Origin of the sequence: Clostridium sulfidigenes, from assembly GCF_052067195.1 — a bacterium.
Taxonomy (GTDB): Bacteria; Bacillota; Clostridia; order Clostridiales; family Clostridiaceae; genus Clostridium_J; species Clostridium_J sulfidigenes.
In genome coordinates this window covers 113,043-130,820 of record NZ_JBQHQR010000012.1, presented here as the reverse complement: position 1 = coordinate 130,820, position 17,778 = coordinate 113,043, and the positions used below count along the sequence as shown (strand labels likewise).

Here is a 17,778-nt window from a genome sequence, read left to right as displayed (position 1 = left end):
TGAAAGTTATTTAAGATATAGGTAATTCTATTGAACCGCCGTGTACCGAACGGTACGCACGGTGGTGTGAGAGGACGGAAAATAAAATAATTATTTTCCTCCTACTCGATTCCGATGACGACTAGTCCTGGATAACGATTTTACCTAAAGGACAATGATTTCTAAGTATCAAAAATACTGACACTAAGAATTCTGTTAGTAAAGCTTCAAAGAAGCTAGGAATTCTGTTTATAACGAAAGTGAGGGAATTTTATGTGGTATGATTACTTTGACTCTATTATAGGAACTATATATGTGGTTATGGATGAAAAGGGCGTTGTGAAGATAGAGCTTTTTCAAGATGGATGGGAAGAATACCATAACCTTAATAAGGGAAGTTTAGAACATAATAAAGAGAGGTGCTTAAGGGCTATAACTCAATTAAAGGAATATTTTAATGGTGAAAGGGAAGATTTTAACTTACCCTTGTCAGTAAGGACTACAGAATTTAGAAATAAAGTTTGGCAGGAGCTTATAAATATACCCTATGGAGAAACTAGAAGTTACAGCGATATTGCTATAGCAATTGGAAATCCTAAAGGTGTAAGAGCTATAGGTGGGGCCAATAGAGCAAATGAATTTCCTATAATAATTCCATGTCACAGAGTAATTGGAAAAGGTGGAAAATTAGTAGGATATGCAGGAAATCATACGGATATAAAAAGTAAGCTTTTAGAATTTGAAAAAAATAATAAGAATAATTTATTAAAAAAAACTCATTAATTTACCAGTCATAAATAATTGTATATTTACACAAAATAGGCTAAAGGATATTTTTAGCCTATTTTTTATTTTAAATAAGACCGTAAGTCGTTTTTGTGTTAGGTTCTTTGCTAGGAGGATATATATGAAAAAGTTTTTTTTATATGGAATTATAATTTTAACTATATTAGTTACTTTCATTAATAATATGAAAGTATTTGCAGATGATATAGAAGAGAATAATGAAATTAATTATAATACTACAATGAAACAAGATATTCTAACTTTAATGATGGCATATCCGGAGTTCATAACTGGAGTTGAAAAAAGTGAAGAAGGAAAGGTATTTATAATAACAGATTCAGGAAAGAAAATACTCTATGATGATAAACAATCTAAGGATTTTAACGGAAAAATGGATAATGCAGACCTTCAAGATATACTAGAAGATATTTATCCTCTTACTATGCCTGATAAGCTTTTAGATATAAATAGAGATCCAGGTAGATTTAGAAATTATAATCTTTTAAATGAAGTTTATGGAGGTAGTGAAAGAGAAGTATCATCTAACCTTATAAGTGTTCCTGCACCTTATAAAAACTATCAATTTAATAAAAATAATGGAGCTGCAGAAAGTTTAAAGAAAGCTATGGAGGAGTTAAAACAATTATCATTAGGAAATGGAGCTGTATCATCTCTTTTAAATCCTATTAATGGAACTTTTAATTATAGAGTTATATCAGGTACAGGAAAGCTGAGTCCTCATGCCTATGGAATAGCTATTGATATCAATAGTAATCCTAGTGACTATTGGAAGTGGGCATCAAGAGATGCTGGAGAAAAGAGGATGTTATCTTATCCTAAGGAATTAGTAGATACTTTTGAAAAAAATAACTTTGTATGGGGTGGAAAATGGGGTCATTTTGATATTCTTCATTTTGAATATAGACCAGAGGTGTTAATAAAGGCAAAATACTTTGGAGAAACCTTCAACAAAGATATGGATTGGTTTGGTGAAGTACCAAGAGATATAAAAATAGATAATTATATTAATATTATTGAAGGAACTTTAAATTAATAATTAACTAAAGAGCTAAAATGAGGAGGACCTTTATGAACATTATAAGATCCATAAAAAAGATACTTACATGGAAGTTGATATTTGGAATATTACTAGCTATTATTATTGCAAATATTTTTTTTTCTAGAGCTAATGCTGAAGATGTAGATGAAGAAGTAAAACTAGAAATTAAGAACTTCATTGAAGAAACTATTGCAAAGCGTAATAGAGCCATCGTAACTGGAGAAGAAGAAAGCATTAAGTCCGTTTATGATATGGGAACTAAGTATGGTACATGGGCATATGAAAATGAAGAGAAAAAGATGATTTATCTTCACAATTGGGAACAGAAACAAGGGGTTAAAATTACAGAAATACTTCCTAAGGTAGTTGTAAATCGTATAAGTGAAAAGGATAATGGATTCAAAGTTAACTTTACATGTTCTACAGAATATAGGTATGTTTATGAAGATAGACCAGAAGAGGTTAATGCAGCTAGGATAGGGACTTATCATGTACTTACTTTAATAAATAAAGCGGACAATTTCTTAATAAATAAGGAGTGGTATACAGATCCCTTTGCAGATTCTTTAAATTTAGAAAAAATAAAAGTAGATGATGTAAAAGAATTTATTTTAACTCAAGAACCTAAAGATTTCTCAAATTTAGATGAAAGAAGGAAAGCATCTGTAGAATATGCCAATAAATATTGTGGAGCAGCTACTGAAGAAGAATTTGGTTATAAATACAATAAAGATTATAGAAATTTTAATCCTGAAGGTGGAGATTGTGCTAACTTTGCTTCACAGATATTGCATGAGGGCGGTAAATTTAAGAAAAATTCATCATGGAATTATTCTAAAGGAGAAGCTACAGCATCTTGGGTAAATGCGGATAAATTTAAGAGTTATTGGGTATATAGTGGAAGAGCTTCAGTAATAGCTCATGGAACCTATGATAAGGTATATAAAGCTTCCTATCAGCTTATGCCAGGAGATTTTGTTGCTTATGAGAAAAAAGGTGATATTAAACATATATCTACTGTAACCAATGCAGATTCTAGAGGTTATGCTTTAGTTACTTGTCATAATACTGATAGAAATGATGTGCCTTGGGATTTGGGTTGGAGTGATAAAAATATTAAATTTTGGCTTATAAGAGTTCATTATTAAAAATATTTAATTAACCTTATTAGGATACATAGCATACCTTAAAATATAAACATTTATATTAGAGGGCAATATGTATCCTATTAAATTTGAAAATTTATATTATGAGAAAATTTGGGGAGGAAGAAAGCTAGAAGATTATAGAATAAATCTTCCTAAAGGAAACATAGGAGAAAGCTGGGAAATTGCCTGTCATAAAAATGGAATGAGTATTATTAGTAATGGAAAATATAAAGGAAAAGCACTTATTGAGATAATTAAGGAATATAAAAACTTAATTTTAGGAGATAAGATATATATAGATAAATTTACAGATAGGGATTTTCCACTACTTATAAAGATTATAAATTCTAATGAGAATCTATCTGTGCAGGTACATCCCAATGATGAGTATGCTCATAGAGTAGAAAATGATAATGGTAAGGTTGAGGCTTGGTATATTATAGATTGCGAAGAGGGAGCAGAAATAATTGTTGGTACGACAGGATGTACAAAGAAAGAATTCAAAAGAAGCTGTAAGGATGGTACTGTGGAAGATTACATGAATAAAATATCAGTTAAGCCTGGAGAATTATTTCTAATAGAGCCTGGATTACTTCATTCCATAGGAAAAGGCATACTGCTAGCAGAAATACAACAAAATAGTGATATTACCTATAGAGTTTACGATTATAAGCGGGGAAGAGAGCTTCATATAGATAAAGCGTTGGATGTAGTTAATTTTAATGGTAAGCCTAAGAGTATTTGTATAAACAATGATTTAGTAATACAAAATCATATCAATTCAGAAAAATTCAATATAGAGATATACAATATAAAAGGAAGCTATGGAGAAACCAGTGATGAAAATAAGTTTTTTGTATTTACCTGTGTAGAAGGTAAAGGTAAAATTAGCTTTGTTGATGAAGGGGTTAGAAAATCTATCGATATATCTACATTGGAAAGTTTTCTAATACCAGCATATTTAGGTGAATATATTTTAATAGGTAATATGAAGTTAATAAAGAGTTATATATTTTAAGTAAAAATAGCCCTAGACTTAAATAGAGAAATCTATACAAGTTTAGGGCTAAAATTTTGAAATAAATAGTGAATAGCTACATAACTGGTTATTAAGAAATGGACAAGTTAATATTAATATAATAATATACAAGTAACAATGAATTTATATTAGGGGGATTTTAATATTGGAACATGTAATTACTACCATAATAATACCTAGAGTTATTTCAATGCTAGAATTAATGGGAACAACAGTAATTCTAGTAGCTGGAATAAAGGCCTTTTATAGATATATTCTAAGCTTATTTAAGCCGGTTAACTATTCTATAAAGGTAGATTTCGCACAAGCACTTGCCCTTGCACTGGAGTTTAAACTAGCGGCGGAGATTTTGAAAACTGTAATAGTAAGAAACTTTGACGAGATGTACATACTAGCTGCAATAATATTACTTAGAGCTGTATTAACCTTTGTTATTCATTGGGAAATAAAAAGTGATGGACACTAAGTATTTTATTAATTTGAGCCTACTCATTATACTTTAATCTACTCAATAGACTTACTGGTAGAAAAGTTTCTACATTATCATCAAAGTATCTTGAAGGACTAACAGGCCTAGGTTCTATAACTATAGGGGATGCCATTTGATCTTGTTGAGCGTAAATACCCCTAATAGCATCAAACACTCCAACCATATCAAGAATACCATAGCCCCAAAATTCGTTGGGATATGCCTCATTAGGCCTTTTTCGTGTTCCCCTAATTAAAAAGGTTTTTATACTTTCAGAAGACAATATAGGAATATTTCCATCGGTTATACCCCATTGATAAAATAGGGTTATAGCACCAGCTAATACTGCTGTTGCTGCACTGGAACCTGAGATGGTTGTGGTGGTATTGTTTAATCCTGTAGTTAACACATTTATTCCACCACAAGTTAAGTCAGGTTTGATTTTATTATTTGCTGTGAATCCAACTCCAGAATTTGAGCCTAGAGTATTGGTATTTTGATTATAAAATGCAGTAGTAATAGCTAGATTACTAGTAGATGGTATAGTAAGAGTTGTAAAATTATTAGGATTTAGTAGTGCTGTACCAGGCTTAGATAAAGGCCTTTGATCAATCCAAACGTTATAAGAACCGTTTACTATATAATCACCAAATAGATTTATAGTCCATATACCAGCGGCAATATTAGAAAATGACAAGAAGATTAGCTGATTGCCAGATATAATTTCAGGGAAATAGTAAACTAATCTAGTAGTGGTATCTTCATATAAAAAATTAAGGGTTGTAGTTAGACCAATTTTAACAGGAACCCTAGAAATTACTTGCCCACTAGGCGAAGTTAGCCCTAAAGATATTTTATCTGGATAGGCACACCATAGGGCTATATTTAAATCATTTTGATTTGGGTCTACAGAAAATTCAACAGATGAAGTTTCACCAGTATTATTAATATAACCAGAGGTGTGGGTTTCAGAGTTACCTTGGTTACCAGTGCCTACGGCAAAGGAGACGGTGGAAGAAAAAGAGTAGTAGTCAATGAGCTCTTCAATAGCACTAGTGCCATCGTGAGCTCCTAGATTACTACTAAGTGGTAAAAATATTACCATGGGTTTTTGGTGTATATAACGTTGTTGTAAGAGATAAAGCATAGCTGTAGCCATATCAGTATTACGATAAATTGGAATGCCAGGTAGTGACGGATCTGTTATATCTGTTAACTCTCTTATAGACCTTAGCTTAACTACTATAAAATCACAGTTAGGTGCTGCACCTTTAATTTCGCCATAACCTCTGGCCCCGATTATACCAGCACACTGAGTTCCATGCCCATTAGTGTCTATCCTTGGAACTATGGAATAGGGATCACCACCCTCCCTATTTAAGTTAATAGCTGCATTTATTTGTTCTTGTGAATATACGCTACCATAATTAATTCCAGATGGTGCGGTTCCATTATTGTCAGTTTGATCCCAAATAGACAATATTCTAGAGGTACCGTCTTCTCTAGTAAACTCTACATTTAAATAATCTATACCTGTATCTATGGTACCTACAATTACCCCAGTGCCAGTTAAATCTATAGGATTACCTTCAGTAAATTGGGTTATATTAGAGGTTTGTAAAGGTGATAATTGTGTAAGTATATAGTCGTTGGGAGGTTCAATTATATTAATAGTAGGTATAGTTATAAGTAAATCTTCATATCCAGGAGCTATAAATACAGCTGCCATATATGGAGTTAGTATTACAACGCTGATTTGAGGAATAGAAGCAGTAGCGCTAATTATATCTCCACTATAGTAAACTATATATCTACTATACTGTAATGGAATATCTACTTGTGGAGTTGTTTCCCTTAAATCCTTAAGATTCATAAATTACACATCCTCCTTATATAACTCATCTTTTCTTCTATATAATTGATTGGGAACTATTATTGAAAAATTAAATGGAAAGTGGGCTTCTCTTGGGGTAATGAATTCATTACAACTTTTAATCAAAGAAGATAATCTAAGATTTTCAAAGGAGCCCTGAAGATTTAACATTCCATATCCCCATTGAGGATTTGGATATATATCACCAGATCTTTTGCTAGTACCTCTGGTAAAATAAGAAATAACACTACATTTCCTAAAAAATGTTTATCTATCTATATTACTCTAAACAATATAAAGTAGTTACAATTAAAATAAAAACTCCTTGGTATAGTTTAGTCTTCTAAATAAATCATAAGGGAGATATGTTTCAATATTATCATCGCAGTATCTTGAAAGACTAACAGGCCTTGGCTCTATAACTATAGGGGGAGCCAGTTGATCCTGTTGAGCGTAAATTCCCCTAATAGCATCAAAGACTCCTCGCATATCAAGAATACCATAACCCCAAAATTCATTAGGATAGGCCTCATTAGGTCTTTTTCTAGTTCCTCTAATCAAAAAAGTTTTTATACTTTCAGAAGACAATACAGGAATATTTCCATCAGTTACAGCCCATTGGTAAAATAGGGTTATAGCACCAGCTAATACTGCTGTGGCTGCACTGGAACCTGAGATAGTTGTGATGGTATTGTTTAAGCCTGTAGTCGATACATTTATTCCACCACAGGTTAAGTCAGGTTTTATTTTATTATTTGCTGTGAATCCAACTCCAGAATTTGAACCTATAGTATTGGTATTTTGATTATAAAATGCAGTAGTAATAGCTAGATTACTAGTAGAAGGTATGGTAAGGGTTGTAAAATTATCAGGATTTAGTAGTGCTGTACCAGGCTTGGATAAAGGCCTTTGATCAAGCCAAACGTTAAAAGATCCATTTACTATATAATCACCGAATAGATTTATAGTCCATATACCAGCGGCAATATTAGAAAATGATAAGAAGATTAGCTGATTGCCAGATATAATTTCAGGGAAATAGTAAACTAATCTAGTAGTGGTATTTTCATATAAAAAATTAAGAGTTGTAGTTAGACCAATTTTTACAGGAACTCTAGAAATTACTTGCCCACTAGGAGAAGTTAGCCCCAAAGATATTTTATCTGGATAGGTGCACCATATAGATATATTTAAATCTTTTTGATTTGGGTCTACAGAAAATTCAACAGATGAAGTTTCACCAGTGTTATTAATGTAACCAGAGGCGTGAGTTTCCGAGTTGCCCTGGTTACCAGTACCTACGGCAAAGGAGACATTAGAGGAAAAAGAGTAGTAGTCAATGAGCTCTTCAAGAGCACTGGTACCATTGTGAGCGCCTTGATTACTACTTATAGGTAAAAATATTACCATGGGTTTTTGGTATATATACCGTTGCTGTAAGAGATAAAGAATAGCTGTAGATATATCAGGACTACGATAAATTGGAATATCAGGTAGTGACGGGTCTATTGCAGTTGTTAACTCTCTTGTCGGCAGTAGTTTAACTACTATAAAATCACAATTAGGTGCTGCGCCCTTAATTTCACCATAACCTCTAGCTCCAATTATACCTGCACACTGAGTTCCATGCCCATTAGTATCTATCCTTGGAACTATGGAATAAGGATCACCACCCTCCCTATTTAATTTTATAGCTGCATTTATCTGTTCTTGTGAATATACACTGCCATAATTAATTCCAGATGGTGCGGTTCCCGTGTTATCAGTTTGATCCCAAATAGATAGTATTCTAGAGGTTTCGTCTTCTCTAGTAAATTCTACATTTAAGTAATCGATACCCGTATCTATGGTACCTACAATTACACCAGTACCAGTTAAATCTATTGGGTTGCCTTCGGTGAATTGAATTATGTTAGAAGTTTCTAAGGGTGATAGTTGTGTAAGTATATAGTAATTGAAAGGTTCAATTATATTAATATTAGGTATAGTTACAAGCAAATTTTCATATCCAGGTTCTACAAATATAGCTGCCATATATGGAGTTAGTATTACAACGTTGATTTGAGGAATAGAAGCAGTAGCACTAGTTATATCTCCACTATAGTAAACTGTAAATCTACTGTATTGTAATGGAATATCTACTTGTGGAGTTGTTTCCCTTAAATTCTTAATATCCATAAATTACATATCCTCCTTATATAGCTCATCTATTTTTCTATATAATTGTTTGGGAATTCTTATAAAAAAGCTAAATGGAAGGTGATTTTCTCCTGGGGTAATGAAGTTAGTAGAACTTCTAACCAGGGAAGATGATCTAAGATTTTCAAAGGAGCCCTGAAGATTTAACATTCCATATCCCCATTGAGGATTAGGATATATATCACCTGATCTTTTGCTAGTACCTCTGGTAAAATAAGAAATAACAGTAGGCCCATATATATTAGGGTCATTTCCAAGGACAATTCCCCACTCTAGCAGAAGAAGAGTAGCACCACAGAGTACTGCACCAGCTACTGAACCTCCTGTAAGTAAAATGGTTTCATTATTAAGTCCAGTAGTTAAGGCCATAACACCACCGGTAGTTAAATTAGGTTTAATTCTATTGTCAGCAGTGAATCCTCTACCAGATTCTACAGCTATGGTGTTATTATTTTGATCGTAGAAGGATGTTGTTATAGATTTTCTTGCGTTGGAAGGGGCTTGCAATGTAGTATAAGGGCTAGGATTAATTACCCTAGTAGTCAACTGTATAAGAGGCCTTTGAGGTAGCCACATATTGTAGACACCATTAACTATATAGTCTCCCTTAAGCCGTAGTTGCCAAAGTCCATCTTTAGGATTCGTTATAGTTATATATACAGCTTCATTTCCACTAGCAAATTCAGCACTTGTAAAGGCTATATTAATTACACTGCTTTCAAGGATTAGGTTAACTTGTTCAAACTCTGTACCTACTAGTTCAGGTTGTACTGGTTCGGCAATTTCTCCACTAGGAGAAATTATAGCTATAGATATTTTATCTGGCCTTTGAATCCAGAGCATAAGAACTAAGTTATCCTCATTTAAGCCTACAATAAACTCTATAATCTCTAGAGAATTGCTTTTTAAAAACCTACCAGAGACGTGAGTTAAACTAGCACCTTGATTTCCAGTATTAGTTACGAACACGAGCCCCTTTCTAGTGGAAAAAAAATCGATATCCTGTTCTATGGAAGTTAAACCTTCATGACCACCCCAATTTGTTCCAGCGGATAATAAAATACTCATAGGTTTTAATAAATTTACATCATTATAATTTATAGTAAATCTTGTGGCAAGATAAATATCGATACCTTCAAAAATTGGAGTACTTCTTCTATTATTAACGCCTATTAACTTAAGATTGCTAGTTTTAGCTTCTTTAAGCTTTACAACTAGAAATTCACAGTCAGGAGCACCCCCTATTACGTCATTTAATCCTCTTGCCCCAACTAAACCAGCCATATTTGTACCATGACCTAGCTCATCTCTTGAAGGAACTATGTCATATGGATTTCCACCTTGGTTAGAGGCGTTAATAGCTCTATTGATATCTTCACGATTATAAATAGTACCAAAAAAGGCTATAGGGTCATTATTAGCTACATTACTTTCAATGGTTTGATCCCATATTGCCACAATTCTTGTAGTACCATCAGTATATTGAAATTGAGGGTTCAAATAATCTATTCCAGTATCTATAATTGCAGCTATTGTACCTTTTCCTGTAAGATTTAAAAAAGTTTCTCCATGAAATTGTGTTATATTAGCAGCATCTACTGGTTGTACAGCTGATAAAGTATAAGGAAAACTTGTATCTATGGTAAATTTACTCTTAAAGTCGCGGATAAAATCAGCATAATTAGAAGTTCTTACAGAAACAATATAGTCTATATAAGATACTCTAAAAGCACAGGCATATTCTACGGCTTCGAGCTCACTAACGAGGTCTCTATCATATTGAACAAATAGACTGATATAATCTTCACTAAGATAGGCTTCTTTACATGGATTAGTCTGCCTAGATATATTTATGCTATCCATTAGTAAACTTACATCTCCTAAAAATTGTTTATCTATTTATAGTATTCTATAGTATTAAAAGTAGTTACAAATTTAGTATATTTGCAGGAGAAATGCGTATTTATAAAGTGAAAATTTAAGCTGACTTATATTTTTATTATATTTAGAATTAGGTACTTAATTTAATTACAGTAGCAAGACAAAAAATTATAAAGGTGCTATAATATCAAAGTAAGTTTATAGTGTAAAGATATAAACTTAATATTAGAAATATATAAGTCCATATATTAAAAAATATACGAGGTGAAATAAATGAGTGGTGTAGCAGGAGAAGGTTGTGAAATATTAGTCCCTTTTAATGAGAGAAAGCCATTAGAAGAAATAGAAAGAAGTTTAATAAAAAAATATAGAAAGTCAGTATGGTCTAAGTTTATTAAGGCTATTAGAGAATACAACCTAGTAGAAGAAGGAGATAAGATAGCTGTTGGAATATCTGGAGGTAAGGATAGTATAATAATGGCTAAATTATTCCAAGAGTTAAAACGTCATGGTCAAGTAAATTTTGAATTAGAATTTATTGCTATGGATCCAGGATATCATCCACAGATTAAAGAGCTTTTATTGGATAATTGTAATTATTTAAATATACCATTACATACCTTTGATTCAAAAATATTTGACATTATAGATGAGATAGCAAAGGATTATCCTTGTTATATGTGTGCTAGGATGAGAAGGGGCGCATTATATTCTGAAGCTGAAAGACTTGGATGCAATAAGCTAGCATTAGGACATCACTTTAATGATGTTATTGAAACTACAATGCTTAATGTGCTTTATGGAGGAACTTTTAAAACTATGCTTCCCAAACTTAAAGCAACTAACTTTAAAGGATTAGAGCTTATACGTCCTCTTTATTATGTTGAGGAAAGCTACATAGAAAACTTTATACAAAGCAGTGGTATATGGCCTCTTAACTGTGCATGCATGGTAGCAGCAAAGAAGATTGGTAACAAGAGACATGAAATAAAGGATATGATAAAAGAAATGAAAAAGAATTTTAAAGATGTGGATAAGTCTATATTTAAGGCTGCTGAAAATGTAAATATGGATGCAATTTTAGGTTGGCAAAAGGATGGACAAAAACATTCTTTCTTAGAAGAATATGATGGAGAATTTTTAGATTAAAAATTAAGGTGCTTAATTGATTTGCTAAAAGATTACATAGTAATTACATGTGAGATAAATACTATATAAAAGGAAACCTCTTATTTTAGAATTATAATTCTAAAATAAGAGGTTTAATATTTTAACTTATAATTAGATTTCTATAAAAGTCCACCTATTGAAACAAATAGAGAAGCAAAAACTAATGAAACAATAGTCATAAGTTTTATTAATATGTTGATTGATGGGCCTGATGTATCCTTAAATGGATCTCCAACAGTATCTCCAACAACAGCGGCTTTATGAGCATCGCTACCTTTACCACCGTGAGTACCCTCTTCAATGTATTTCTTAGCGTTATCCCATGCACCACCAGAGTTAGACATGAAGATAGCAAGCATAACTCCAGAAACAAGAGATCCTACTAAAAGTCCACCTAAAGCTTCAGTACCAAGTAAGATACCAATTACTAGTGGCATAACTACAGCCATAATTCCAGGAAGCATCATTTCTTTTAATGCTGCAGCTGTTGAAATTTCAACGCATCTTTTATAATCAGGTTTTCCAGTACCTTCTAAAATACCAGGAATGGTTTTAAATTGATTACGAACTTCAACAATCATTTTGTTAGCTGTTTTACCAACAGATTCCATTGTAAATGCTGAGAATAGGAATGGAAGCATACCTCCAACTAATAATCCAACAATTACTTTAGGATTTAAACAATCGATAGTAGTTAATCCAACAGCTTGAGAGTAAGAAGCAAATAATGCTAATGCAGTAAGAGCTGCAGAACCAATAGCAAAGCCTTTACCCATAGCAGCTGTAGTGTTACCTACAGAGTCTAATTTATCTGTAATCTTACGAACTGATGAATCAAGTCCAGACATTTCTGCAATACCACCAGCATTGTCAGCAATTGGACCATAAGCATCAACTGCTACAGTAATACCAGTAGTTGATAACATTCCAACAGCTGCAAGAGCAATACCGTATAATCCAGAGAATGAATAAGCAACTAGTATAGCAATAGCAATTAATATTATAGGTAGAGCTGTAGATTCCATTCCAACAGCAAGTCCAGATATTATTGTTGTTGCAGAACCAGTTTCAGATTGTTCAGCAATTTTCTTAACTGATCTATAATCACTTGAAGTGTATACTTCTGTTAACTTACCAATTAATAAACCAACTATAATTCCAGAAATTATTGCGAAGAATGGTAAGAAATCTCCAAAGAATTTTTTACTAAGTACAGCAGAAGATATAACAACTAATATACTAGCTAAGTAAGTTCCACTATTTAAAGCTTTATGTGGATTTTGGCTTTTGCTATTATTTACAAGCACAATACCTATTATAGAACAGAAAATTCCTGCTGCAGATATTATAAGTGGGAAAATAGCGCCCTTTAATCCAAAAGCAACTACACCTAGTGTAATAGCAGATATGATAGAACCAACGTATGATTCAAATAAGTCTGCACCCATACCAGCAACATCACCAACGTTATCACCAACGTTATCAGCGATTACTGCTGGGTTACGTGGATCATCTTCAGGTATACCAGCTTCAACCTTACCAACAAGGTCAGCTCCAACGTCAGCAGCTTTAGTATATATTCCACCACCAACACGTCCAAAAAGAGCTAGAGTAGAAGCTCCTAAACTAAATCCAGTAAGTACTTCTATATTATTTGTAAAAAAGTAAACTACACTTACTCCTAATAGTCCAAGACCTACAACACACAGACCCATAACAGCTCCACCAGAGAATGCAATTGAAAGTGCTTTACTCATACCAGATGTTCTAGCACCTTCAGCAGTTCTTACATTAGCTTTAGTAGCTGTATGCATACCAACATAACCTGCTAGAGTTGAGAATAATGCTCCAACTAAGAAGCAAACAGCTGTAACCCAGCTACCTATTCCTACACCAATTAATACAAAAATAATAGCACAGAAAATGATTAATACTTTGTACTCTGCCTTTAAGAAAGCAGTAGCACCTTCACTGATAGCTGAAGCGATTTCTTTCATTCTATCTGTACCTTCACTACTTTTATTAATTTTTGATAGTAGTAAAAAGGCAGAGATTAAAGCAAGCAATCCAGCAACTATACAAACATAGATAAGATTGTTCATAATAAAGTCCCCCTATATATTCTTATTTAATTTTATTTAACAATTGAAGTGAAGGGTTTAACCTATACCTCAATTGGATTTGTCCTATGTATTAACCTTGTATATGATACAAAAAATATTATGATATATCAAGCAGAAAAATTAGCCATTTTAAATTAAAATGGGTAATTAATATATAAATTCATGTGAATAATGATCCTAGAGAGATAAGCTGAATTAATTAATATTTCATAATAAATATGTATTTAAATACAGTTTAAATCTTATTAGTACTAATAAATGTTATCATCATAATAATTTTATGTCAAATATAAGTTGAATTTTATTTAAATATCTTTGAATATATTAAAAGAAAATATAGAATTATTTTAATATACTAAATTGTGATACATTTTATATGTAGAAAGAAAGTATTAATGCCACCTTATAAATGTCAATTATGATTAATAATTATGGTTGATTTATATAAAAAGGACACCTTAAATTTTATTTAAGCTATCCTTTAGATTTTGTTAAAAATGGTATACTATTTTTGAGTTATTTACTTAATTTACCAACCGGAGCTACATAGACTACAAACTCATTTTCGCCATCTAATCCAAGAAATTTATCTATAAGTTTTTGGTCATATGCTCCTACAGCACAGGTACCACAATCTATGGTTTGGCAAGCAAGATAAAGGTTTTGACATACATGACCTGCATCAAGTAGCATAACTTTATGGGCAGCATCTAGATATCTCCATTCGCCTCTATAAGGAATACAACTCCATATAAATGTTACGGCACTATCACCAACAAAGGTTTGTTCACAAGCTATATCAGAAATTTGAGATGATAAAGTAGAATCTTCTAATATTAGAAGTAATTTATGGCTTAAGGGAAGGTATCTGTATAAGCCCTTCTTAATGCCGTTAATGTGATTTATTACTAAGTATGTCTCAAAGGGATGACGAGCACCTCCAGAGGGGACGGTTCTTAGGGTTGCATAGTTATTAGCAGTAACTTTTTTTACACCTTGTGTACACCAAAGAAGAAAGGATAGCTCCTCTAAACTTAGATTATCATCAATAAATTTACGATGACTTTCCCTTTGATTTATAATGTCTAAGATATTAGATCTAACTAAAATTTTATCTGTTACCTCAGGCAAGTCTATAGTTTTATCATTTTCATCATATGGTTTTTGTAAAGGTGGTTGAGGTAATTTTTTTTGTTGATCAGATAACTCATATTCCCCTTCGTCCTCTTCTGTTGAAAAGCTAGATTTCATAAAGTTTCGCAATTTCTCAATATTTTCCATTAAATACAACTCCTTAAAAAGTAAAATGTTCATAAACGAGCTTAGTTTACATTTATTCTTGATTCTAAGTTATTACTTAGAAAATTATAATATAAGGATAACCTTTATCCTATTATTTCATAATAACCTACAATTTTAAATAGATAATTTGTAAAATATGTGATTTAATAGTTAATAGGATATATGAAAAAAGTACCCTATATAAATATTTATATAGGAAACTAGTTTAATATTTATAAATTTAACTATTTAAATAGTTAAATAGTTGTTCTGCCCATGCGGGTTTGAGAAGATTAGGGGGAGAAAAGTGGAGTTAATATTAAAGGATATACAAAAAAGTTTTGAAAATAAAGTGGTGTTAAAAGGAGCATCTTTTACCTTTGAAAAAGGAAAGATATATGGCCTATTAGGAAGAAATGGTGCAGGTAAAACTACTTTATTTAATTGTATAAGTGGAGAGCTAAGCAAAGATTCAGGGGAGGTCATCTTAGAGAATGGATTGGGTAATGAAGGAGAGTTAGATTATTCTAATATAGGATTTGTTTTTGCAGATCCAGTATTACCAGAGTTTTTAACAGGTTATGAGTTTGTTAAATTCTATATAGATATAAATAAGGATAAGATTAATGACATTAAGACCGTAGAGGAATATTTAAATATCATAAAAATATCTAAGGTTGATAGTCATAGATTAATTAAAACCTATTCTCACGGAATGAAGAACAAGCTCCAGATGTTATGCTTTTTAATAAGTAGACCACCTGTAATTTTATTAGATGAACCACTAAGTTCTTTTGATGTAATTGTGGCGCTAGAAATTAAAAATTTATTAAAGGAAATAAAGAGTGAGCATATAATTATATTTTCAACCCATATATTACAACTTGCCATGGATTTATGTGATGAAATAGTAGTTCTTAATCATGGAATATTAGAGCAAGTTCCAAGTGAACTTATAAGAAGTGGAAAGTTTGAGGAAAGCATCATGGAAATTTTAAAGGAGGACAATTATGATTAGAACTTTTACTAATACATACAAATTCTCCTTTGTACAAGGTGCAAATACATTCATATATTTCATCAAGAGGATTCCGCTAATAGGTAAAAAAGTTCCAGAGAGTTTTTACAGTAAAACAAAGGCTAAAATTACTCTTGGAATTATATTTGAAATAATGTCTTTTTTATTTGGCTTTATTAAAAAAGCTGTTTATATTGGTGTGATGATAGCACTTCCTGCTCTGTACCTCTCAAAGGAAAGCGGAAATTTGCAGGAAGTAGCTCTTCAAATATTTTTTATTTTAAGCTTTATTCTAGGACCCATTATAAATACTACTTTAATGCCACGAGATGAAAAACCTTTCAACATGATAAGATTAATGAGGGTGGATGCTAAAAAGTACTTTATAAGTGAAATGGTTTATACCAGAATTTTAGCTTTTATACATTTTACTCCCGTGATGATGGTACTGTTTTCTCCAGTAAAGGGATTAATTTTGACCTTTGAGTTTATACTCATTAGATTCATATGGGAGTTTATACATTTATTTGTATTTAGTAAATTTAACAAGATGATATCAAATATGGATATATTTATTGGGACATTGGTGATTATTTGTCCTTTACTAGCTTATGTTCCTTTATTTTTTCATGTTAATATAGGACTTCATAGGTGGATATATGATTACAGGATTATTATCCTATTATTTTTATTGTCAGTTTTATCTCTTAGATATATCTTTAAATACAAAAGATTTAAGGATATTGGTAAAATTATATGCACTAAGGATAATGTTTTAGAGAAACAAAAATTAGTAAAAGATGTTAAGTTTAAAGATGTAGAAATAAATGAGAAGAAGATAAAAGTAGAAGACTTGAGTTCCAATATCTATGAAAATAAGCAAGGCTATGAATATCTTAATGCTATATTTTTCAAAAGGTACAAAAAACTTTTATCAAAGTCTTCAAAATATATAATTATAGGAAGTTTTATAGTAACAATGGTTGCCATTGGATTTATATTGTGGAAACCAAGTGGTAAGGTGGGGATTATAGATTTTTTCAAGAATAAAACTTCTAGTTGGATATTTGTAATGTACTTTTTATCTACTACAGAAAGAATTTGTAAGGCTATGTTTTTTAATTGTGATATAAGCTTACTTAGATATGGGTACTATAGACAAAGAGAAGCTATGTTTTCTAATTTTAAATCTAGGTTAAAAAGGGTGGTTGTCTTTAATATTCTTCCTGCTTTAGTAATTTGCTGTTGTATAATTTTCATACTAATAGCATCTGGAGACCCTAAGGCAATATTAGAATTAAGTTATTTATTTTTAAGTATAATAGCCTTGGCTTGCTTTTTTTCTATACATCATTTAGCCATATATTATATAATTCAGCCATATACTGCTAACTTAGAGGTTAAAAGTCCACTATTCAGAGGAATTAATACAGTAATGTATGTAGTTTGTTATATGTGTTCAGGAATTGATAGCTCTTCATATATGTTTAGTATAGGAGTAACCATATTCACTGTAATATATATGATTATAGCATTAATATTAGTTTATAAATTAGCACCTAAGACATTTAAGCTTAAATAGATAACAAATATTAAAAAACTTCTATTATTTTCTATAAATATAATGTATAATATATAGGCAACTCATAAACAAAGAAATATTTCATTATGATTATGATAAGCTCTTAGAAAATTATACAATTAATGCACAAAATAATATTACATTATAAGCAAAGAGGAAGAATCCAAAGG

General features: G+C 31.5%; 14 protein-coding genes. 8 read left to right on the top strand and 6 right to left on the bottom strand.

Annotated elements, in window-relative coordinates:
• Positions 1–252: 252 nt before the first annotated feature.
• From ACTNBA_RS14070 to ACTNBA_RS14050, 5 genes are all read left to right on the top strand, one after another.
• Positions 253–762, top strand: a complete 510-nt coding sequence (locus tag ACTNBA_RS14070; RefSeq protein WP_441074827.1) for a methylated-DNA--[protein]-cysteine S-methyltransferase — start codon at positions 253–255, stop codon at positions 760–762.
• Between the two features lie 124 nt (positions 763–886).
• Positions 887–1,819, top strand: coding sequence for a M15 family metallopeptidase (locus tag ACTNBA_RS14065; RefSeq protein WP_346879838.1), 933 nt, complete (start codon positions 887–889; stop codon positions 1,817–1,819).
• A 35-nt stretch (positions 1,820–1,854) separates the two neighbouring features.
• Positions 1,855–2,973: an amidase domain-containing protein gene (locus ACTNBA_RS14060; protein ID WP_441074825.1), complete on the top strand. Its 1,119-nt coding sequence runs from the start codon at positions 1,855–1,857 to the stop codon at positions 2,971–2,973.
• A gap of 70 nt (positions 2,974–3,043) precedes the next feature.
• The gene (locus ACTNBA_RS14055) at positions 3,044–3,991 is read left to right on the top strand and encodes a type I phosphomannose isomerase catalytic subunit (RefSeq protein ID WP_441074823.1); all 948 of its coding nucleotides are present in this window, start codon (positions 3,044–3,046) and stop codon (positions 3,989–3,991) included.
• Positions 3,992–4,157: 166 nt separating this feature from the next.
• Positions 4,158–4,478 carry a DUF1622 domain-containing protein gene (locus tag ACTNBA_RS14050; RefSeq protein WP_441074822.1) on the top strand — a complete coding sequence of 107 codons (321 nt, stop codon included), beginning with the start codon at positions 4,158–4,160 and terminating at the stop codon, positions 4,476–4,478.
• Positions 4,479–4,497: 19 nt separating this feature from the next.
• Here ACTNBA_RS14050 and ACTNBA_RS14045 read toward each other — a convergent pair whose 3' ends face one another.
• From ACTNBA_RS14045 to ACTNBA_RS14030, 4 genes are all read right to left on the bottom strand, one after another.
• On the bottom strand, positions 4,498–6,354 hold the full coding sequence (locus ACTNBA_RS14045) for a S8 family peptidase (protein WP_441074821.1): 1,857 nt from the start codon (positions 6,352–6,354) through the stop codon (positions 4,498–4,500).
• A 3-nt stretch (positions 6,355–6,357) separates the two neighbouring features.
• Entirely contained in the window at positions 6,358–6,525 is a 168-nt protein-coding gene (locus ACTNBA_RS14040) for a hypothetical protein (protein WP_441074820.1), read from the bottom strand.
• 138 nt (positions 6,526–6,663) lie between these two features.
• Positions 6,664–8,532, bottom strand: a complete 1,869-nt coding sequence (locus ACTNBA_RS14035) for a S8 family peptidase (RefSeq protein WP_441074818.1) — start codon at positions 8,530–8,532, stop codon at positions 6,664–6,666.
• A gap of 3 nt (positions 8,533–8,535) precedes the next feature.
• Complete coding sequence (locus tag ACTNBA_RS14030) at positions 8,536–10,416, bottom strand: S8 family peptidase (RefSeq protein ID WP_441074816.1); 1,881 nt, start codon at positions 10,414–10,416, stop codon at positions 8,536–8,538.
• Between the two features lie 291 nt (positions 10,417–10,707).
• On the opposite strand from ACTNBA_RS14030, the gene ACTNBA_RS14025 reads away from it, so the two are divergent.
• Positions 10,708–11,583: a tRNA 2-thiocytidine biosynthesis TtcA family protein gene (locus tag ACTNBA_RS14025; RefSeq protein ID WP_441074815.1), complete on the top strand. Its 876-nt coding sequence runs from the start codon at positions 10,708–10,710 to the stop codon at positions 11,581–11,583.
• 140 nt (positions 11,584–11,723) lie between these two features.
• Here the strand turns inward: ACTNBA_RS14025 and ACTNBA_RS14020 are convergent, their stop codons facing one another.
• Both ACTNBA_RS14020 and ACTNBA_RS14015 read right to left on the bottom strand, forming a co-directional pair.
• Complete coding sequence (locus ACTNBA_RS14020; protein ID WP_441074814.1) at positions 11,724–13,706, bottom strand: sodium-translocating pyrophosphatase; 1,983 nt, start codon at positions 13,704–13,706, stop codon at positions 11,724–11,726.
• 537 nt (positions 13,707–14,243) lie between these two features.
• Positions 14,244–15,008 carry a SagB/ThcOx family dehydrogenase gene (locus ACTNBA_RS14015; RefSeq protein ID WP_441074812.1) on the bottom strand — a complete coding sequence of 255 codons (765 nt, stop codon included), beginning with the start codon at positions 15,006–15,008 and terminating at the stop codon, positions 14,244–14,246.
• A 307-nt stretch (positions 15,009–15,315) separates the two neighbouring features.
• Here ACTNBA_RS14015 and ACTNBA_RS14010 point away from each other — a divergent pair, with 307 nt between their 5' ends.
• Together ACTNBA_RS14010 and ACTNBA_RS14005 are read left to right on the top strand one after the other, a co-directional pair.
• A complete protein-coding gene (locus ACTNBA_RS14010; RefSeq protein ID WP_147522031.1) occupies positions 15,316–16,026 on the top strand; it encodes an ABC transporter ATP-binding protein in 711 nt (236 codons plus the stop codon).
• Positions 16,019–17,608 (top strand): hypothetical protein, encoded by a 1,590-nt coding sequence (locus ACTNBA_RS14005; protein WP_441074811.1) that lies wholly within the window; start codon positions 16,019–16,021, stop codon positions 17,606–17,608. Before ACTNBA_RS14010 ends, ACTNBA_RS14005 begins: the two co-directional genes overlap by 8 nt.
• Positions 17,609–17,778 lie beyond the last annotated feature (170 nt).

What these genes read in the sequence shown, in the direction of transcription:
- ACTNBA_RS14070 (WP_441074827.1), top strand. Translation starts at nt 253, where the DNA reads ATGTGGTATGATTACTTTGACTCTATTATAGGAACTATATATGTGGTT.
- ACTNBA_RS14065 (WP_346879838.1), top strand. Translation starts at nt 887, where the DNA reads ATGAAAAAGTTTTTTTTATATGGAATTATAATTTTAACTATATTAGTT.
- ACTNBA_RS14060 (WP_441074825.1), top strand. Translation starts at nt 1,855, where the DNA reads ATGAACATTATAAGATCCATAAAAAAGATACTTACATGGAAGTTGATA.
- ACTNBA_RS14055 (WP_441074823.1), top strand. Translation starts at nt 3,044, where the DNA reads ATGTATCCTATTAAATTTGAAAATTTATATTATGAGAAAATTTGGGGA.
- ACTNBA_RS14045 (WP_441074821.1), bottom strand. Translation starts at nt 6,354, where the DNA reads ATGAATCTTAAGGATTTAAGGGAAACAACTCCACAAGTAGATATTCCA.
- ACTNBA_RS14040 (WP_441074820.1), bottom strand. Translation starts at nt 6,525, where the DNA reads ATGTTAAATCTTCAGGGCTCCTTTGAAAATCTTAGATTATCTTCTTTG.
- ACTNBA_RS14035 (WP_441074818.1), bottom strand. Translation starts at nt 8,532, where the DNA reads ATGGATATTAAGAATTTAAGGGAAACAACTCCACAAGTAGATATTCCA.
- ACTNBA_RS14030 (WP_441074816.1), bottom strand. Translation starts at nt 10,416, where the DNA reads ATGGATAGCATAAATATATCTAGGCAGACTAATCCATGTAAAGAAGCC.
- ACTNBA_RS14025 (WP_441074815.1), top strand. Translation starts at nt 10,708, where the DNA reads ATGAGTGGTGTAGCAGGAGAAGGTTGTGAAATATTAGTCCCTTTTAAT.
- ACTNBA_RS14020 (WP_441074814.1), bottom strand. Translation starts at nt 13,706, where the DNA reads ATGAACAATCTTATCTATGTTTGTATAGTTGCTGGATTGCTTGCTTTA.
- ACTNBA_RS14015 (WP_441074812.1), bottom strand. Translation starts at nt 15,008, where the DNA reads ATGGAAAATATTGAGAAATTGCGAAACTTTATGAAATCTAGCTTTTCA.
- ACTNBA_RS14005 (WP_441074811.1), top strand. Translation starts at nt 16,019, where the DNA reads ATGATTAGAACTTTTACTAATACATACAAATTCTCCTTTGTACAAGGT.